The sequence below is a fragment of the Dialister sp. UBA1703 genome (assembly GCA_002320515.1).
In the GTDB taxonomy this organism is placed as follows: domain Bacteria; phylum Bacillota; class Negativicutes; order Veillonellales; family Dialisteraceae; genus Dialister.
In genome coordinates this window covers 4454-9758 of the sequence record DCJJ01000083.1, presented here as the reverse complement: position 1 = coordinate 9758, position 5305 = coordinate 4454, and the positions used below count along the sequence as shown (strand labels likewise).

The window sequence follows — 5305 nt, the reverse complement described above, 5'->3', positions numbered from 1 at the left end:
CGAGGAAAACTTGACACTTACAAAAGATTATTATCCTATTTACAATAATTATCTCAAGTAATATAATATCGTAAACAGCCAATTGATTGGCTGCAGGAAAGGAGTAGATAGAAATGAAAAAAATTACCATGGCTCTCGTAGCTGCAGGAATCGCATTGTCCTGCATTTCCATGGGCGTACAGGCCGCTGACGGCACTGCCGCCGGAGATCCGGGAAGAGACTGGCGCATTGCCCTTTATAACGCTGAAAAGAAAGGCCAGCCTGATCAGAACCAGGACATCCACCTCTCCGCTCAGCAGAAGGCAGATGTGGAATCCAATAAGGATGCTGTGCAGAAAGCCGATGTGAATGATGTGCACCAGCAGGGCAGAGATTGGAGAATTGCCCTGAAGAACGCTGGTAAATGATTTTTCTAGTATTTTAAAACCCTGACTGAGAAAATGCCGGACTTAGGTCCGGTATTTTTTCGCAGTTTCTGCGGATTGTTAACCTGTTTTTGAAGTGTATAATGGAACTGTAATGAAAGGATCCCGTTTTTTTAGAAAGGCCGGCATGATGATGTGTAGAATCAGGTGGATGATAAAATCACTGAGCTTACCCGTTATGATAGCCGGCCTTTTGCTGACCTTTGGCCTGGACTGCTTTCTTTATATCAATCACCAGCAGAAGGAAGGGGAAGTCTTTACACCCTATGCCATCCATCGACTGGAGGGTATAGACGGCATGGTGAAATGGTGGGGTGTGGTAACCAAGATTATGGCCTCCAAGCTGGAGGCTGACCCGGAAGGCTACCTGGTCAATCCCCGGGAACCGGCCATGGTGATGGCCATGAATCCCATGATCCGGAGCATCCAGATTCTGCCGGAAGAGGGAGAACCGGTGGTGTTTACGGCGGAAGATACGAGAAAGATGGATTTTCCCCGCTTCCTGGAAGGTTCCCTGAAGAAGGCTGCGGACACGGCGCGCATGGAACACCGGCTGGTGCTGGTGGACTCTCTGGACCTGGGACTTCCCTATAAAATGATGGCCTTTCTGCGCCCTGTGTACCGTCATGACGAGAATGGCAACGAATCCTTCTGGGGCTATATTATACTGGCCGTAGAGCAGCGCCGGGTCATGAGCACTGCCAATATTTCCAATCTGGGCGCCCAGAAGCTGGACTTCAGCCTCTATCACCGCTATGGCTGGGAAGATACTCCGCATCTGGTGAAGGAGCGGGGCATGACGGAACAGGGAAATCCCCATGCGGAAAGAATCATTGCCGGAGATCTGTGGTCCATTGTGCTGCGGCCTCAGGGAAGCAGCGTGAACTGGATGCTCCTTTTCTTCGCCACCCTGGCCGGCCTCTCCCTCACCATCCTTATTTCCTTCCTCTTCCGCAGAAACGGCATCCTGAAGAAAGCAAACGGCGCCCTGAAGCGAAGCGGCGGCCATGACCCCTTAACCGGCGTGTATAACCGAAAAGGCGGCGACGGCGCCGTGGCTTCCTACATGGCGGAAAACCCGGGAAAGAAAGCCCTGGTCATTGCCCTGGACATCGACAATTTCAAACTGGTGAACGACGTATACGGCCACCGGGTAGGGGACGAAGCCCTGAAAACCCTGGTGCGGGACATGAAAGAAACCTTCGGCGAAAAGTCCATCATCACCAGAAACGGCGGCGACGAATTCGTCCTCTTCCATCCCTATGAAGACTTTACAAAAGTGACAGCCGTCCTGAACCGCTTTACCAGGGAAACCCATACCTTTAAGGCCGGGGATAAAGAAGTGAAATTTTACGCCTCCCTGGGCTGCGCCGCCTACCCGGAACAGGGAGAAGCCTACGGAGACCTCTGCATCCGCGCCGACTTCGCCCTCTACGGAGCCAAACTGAACGGCAAAGCAGGCTGGCGGCAGTTCGACAACTCCATCTCCCTCACCGACAAACGATCCCAGTTCGGCTTCAACCTCACCGACGTGGCGGACCACCTCCCCGGCGGCATACTGGTACTGAAAGCCACGAAAAAAGGAGAAATCCTCTTCGCCAACCACGGCATGGTGAGCCTTCTGGAATGTGACGACTACGAAGACTTCATCAAATACACCGGCTGCAGCATCTGCCGCTCCATCCATCCTGACGACCTGGAGCCCATGAAAAAAGAATTCCGCCGCCAGCTGGCAGCGAAATACAACAAAGAACACATCGACTTCCTCACCTACCGCATGGTGACCAAAAAAGGCCATATCATCCAAGTGGAAAGCACCGCAAGAAAGAGTCGGAACCCCTTCTACGGAGACCTGTACTATGTATACCTCTATAACAGGAAAGACAGACTGAAAATTACGGGAAAGAAATAGGGGCTCCTAAGCTGGTGATTGAGGGGCTGTGAAGAAATACATGAATGACACAAATACGGCTCCGTTTCACCATCATTTCGACGGTGGGAGCGGGGTGGAGATACCGTACTTCTCAAATGATAAAAATGATGCCCCGAACCCTGTCATTTTGACCGAAGCGGAGGGGAGTGGAGAAATCTCACGCCCCATGGTACAGGGTGCATGGCGGTAGGAGTTCTCTCGGCTCAAAGTCTCATGAGTGCCCGAGGCTCCTCTCATACCGGCACATCATCTGCTCGAGATGACCTGTGGGCCTACATCTTGCCATCAGAAAATAGTTATGGAAAAAGGGCTGTGAAGAAATGATTTGCATGTCTTCAAGGTCTTTTTTGGTGGGAGAAATCCCATGGGGATACGAAGTGATGGCACACCCTGGAAATTTACTGCCCATCCCGTCACATCCATGCCTTTGGGGCATAAATTTCTGCAAAAACAAGGTATTGGATAGTAAGAAAGTCTTTTCCTATAATAAGGAAGAAAGGGAATAGTACTACTCTTGAATAAAAGGGTTATGGATTGAAACAGGAGGTTTACTATGTGGAAAAAAGCAGTCATGGGAGTGGCAGTGGCAGCAGCGGCCTTGACAATGAGTGCCTGCGGCAGCGCCTCTCAGGAAAACAGCGGTTCAGCAGCAGAAGCAGTGCCGGAAGGGAAGTCCATTGTGGTGTACTATTCCGCCACCGGCAATACGAAGCGGGCGGCTGAAACCATTGCCAAAGAGACGGGCAGTGATATTTACGCCATTACACCGAAGGTGCCCTATACGGAAGCGGATCTGGACTACCATAACAGTGCGAGCCGGGTATCCAAAGAACATAAAGACAGCTCCATCCGTCCTGCATATACGGGAGACGTGGAGAACTGGAACGATTACAAGGTGGTATACCTGGGCTACCCCATCTGGTGGGGCGAAGCGCCGGCAATTGTGTATACCTTTACGGAACATCACAGCTTTGAAGGCAAAACGGTGATTCCCTTTGCCACCTCCTACAGCAGTCCCTTGGGAGACAGCGGCGAAAACCTCTTCCGGGCTGCCAAAACGGGCACCTGGCTTCCCGGCGAATGCTTCACCGGCGGCGGGAAAACCGACGATGTACTCGGGTGGATTCATTCTTTAAAAAAGTAAGAAAGGACGGTCAAATGAAGGCAGAAGAAATCAAAAAGGCACTGGAAGGAAAGGGAGCTGTCATGGAGGTGGGCAGCCCCAACGACGCCTATGCCCCATACTTTACCGGAAAGAGCTGGCTTGCCAGCCTGTCGGAAGACAAAGACATTCCCGTGTACAACGTAACCTTTGAAAACGGAGCCCACACCCACTGGCACATCCATCACGGCACCAGCCAGGTGCTTATCGTAGTGTCGGGGAAGGGGTATCTCCAGTACGAAGGGAAAGAGCCTCAGCTCCTCCATCCCGGCGACGTGGTCACCATCCCGCCGGAAGTGAAACACTGGCACGGCGCCGCTCCGGGCTGCCATTTCCAGCATATTTCCCTTTCCAGAGAAGGAAAAGGGATATCCAACGAATGGCTGGAGCCGGTGGACGAAAGGGAATTTGAAAAATTATGAAATTGAAAAAAGTGCTTATCATTACTGCTGCTGCCCTCATGCTCTTTGGGGCAGGAACGGAATCTTTTGCTGAAGAAAGAACGGAAGGGAAACCAATGACTAAGAAAATCGTACAGACCGCAGGCAGGGACGTGCTGGGGCAGACGGCCCCCGACTTTGCCCGCTACAATGATGACATCCTCTTTGGAGAAGTGTGGAACAAACAGGACAACCTGTCCGTGAAGCAGCGCTCCATGATTACCGTGGTATCCCTGGTAAGCCAGGGCATTACTGACTCCTCCCTGAAATACCACATTCAGAACGCCAAAAACAATGGCGTCACCCTGGAAGAAATGGCAGATACCATCACCCAGGTGGCTTTCTACGCCGGCTGGCCTAAAGCCTGGGCTGCCTTCCACCTGGTAAAGGAAGTGTATGAAGTAACGGAATAAAAGCAGAAAGAAGCGGCGAATGAAGGGTTCTCATTTCATCACCGTCCCTTTTGAATGGCAGGCCCTCCGTGGTATAATGACCTCCCAAAGGAGGCACTGTTATGAGAGAAATGAGAAGAAAAGACCGGCTTGTCACCGATGAAAAAGAAATCCGTGCCATTCTGGACGCCTGCGGCATCGTGCGCCTGGGACTCTATGATGAAGGCAGGATTTACATAGTGCCCGTCAACTACTCCTACACCTATGAAAAAGGAAAACTCACCCTTTACTTCCACGGCGCGAAGGCGGGCCTCAAAAAGGAACTCATCGAAAAAGACGGAAGAGCGGGCTTTGAAATGGACACAGGAGACCACGTGGTACCCCACAAAACAAACCCTGCCCTCTTCACCACCGCCTACATGAGCATCATCGGCAGCGGACGCATTACCATCATCCGGGACAAAGAAGAAGCCAAAGACATTATGACCGGCTTCATGAAACAGATCTCCGGCAAAGACTGGACCATCACCGACAACATGCTGGAAGGCTGCCTCGTGTACAAACTGGAAGCAGAAGAATTCCAGACCAAGAAAAACAGCCCGAAAGTAAGAAATTAAAAAAGAAATCAAAAGGACGCCCCGCACCGGGCGTCCTTTTATTTTTGCTTTATCTGCTGACTGTGGGGCAGGGGATTTGGTAAATAAGAAAAAATTACGGGCTTCGTAAATGATAGGGAAAGGGGAAATTTTTATAGTAAATAAAAGCGGTGAGGCAGCTTTTTATATGTGACGGCTTTTCCCCTCTTCATCGATTCTGAGAGGGGGTGGCAAAATGAACGTTTACGAAGCATTATCATTAATGATCGGATTCGGCATTTTAATTGCCACAATCATGTCTAAGGAAGCGCTGATTAAATCACTGTCTGCTTTTATTCTTGAATTTTTATGCAATGC

The 5305-nt window shown here is 50.8% G+C and carries 7 protein-coding genes; all 7 read left to right on the top strand.

Annotated elements, in window-relative coordinates:
* The first annotated feature begins 113 nt into the window (after positions 1-113).
* Positions 114-407 (top strand): hypothetical protein, encoded by a 294-nt coding sequence (locus B2Y11_RS03960; RefSeq protein ID WP_291056486.1) that lies wholly within the window; start codon positions 114-116, stop codon positions 405-407.
* A 211-nt stretch (positions 408-618) separates the two neighbouring features.
* On the top strand, positions 619-2337 hold the full coding sequence (locus tag B2Y11_RS03955; protein ID WP_291056483.1) for a diguanylate cyclase: 1719 nt from the start codon (positions 619-621) through the stop codon (positions 2335-2337).
* 574 nt (positions 2338-2911) lie between these two features.
* Complete coding sequence (locus B2Y11_RS03950; RefSeq protein WP_291056481.1) at positions 2912-3502, top strand: flavodoxin; 591 nt, start codon at positions 2912-2914, stop codon at positions 3500-3502.
* A 14-nt stretch (positions 3503-3516) separates the two neighbouring features.
* The gene (locus tag B2Y11_RS03945) at positions 3517-3942 is read left to right on the top strand and encodes a cupin domain-containing protein (RefSeq protein WP_291056479.1); all 426 of its coding nucleotides are present in this window, start codon (positions 3517-3519) and stop codon (positions 3940-3942) included.
* The gene (locus B2Y11_RS03940; protein WP_291056478.1) at positions 3939-4373 is read left to right on the top strand and encodes a carboxymuconolactone decarboxylase family protein; all 435 of its coding nucleotides are present in this window, start codon (positions 3939-3941) and stop codon (positions 4371-4373) included. The genes B2Y11_RS03945 and B2Y11_RS03940 overlap by 4 nt, the downstream gene beginning before the upstream one ends.
* Before the next feature lie 101 nt (positions 4374-4474).
* Positions 4475-4969 (top strand): pyridoxamine 5'-phosphate oxidase family protein, encoded by a 495-nt coding sequence (locus tag B2Y11_RS03935; protein ID WP_291056475.1) that lies wholly within the window; start codon positions 4475-4477, stop codon positions 4967-4969.
* A gap of 214 nt (positions 4970-5183) precedes the next feature.
* Positions 5184-5305: putative holin-like toxin (locus B2Y11_RS08770; RefSeq protein WP_414630731.1), on the top strand; the 122-nt coding region annotated here is incomplete at its 3' end.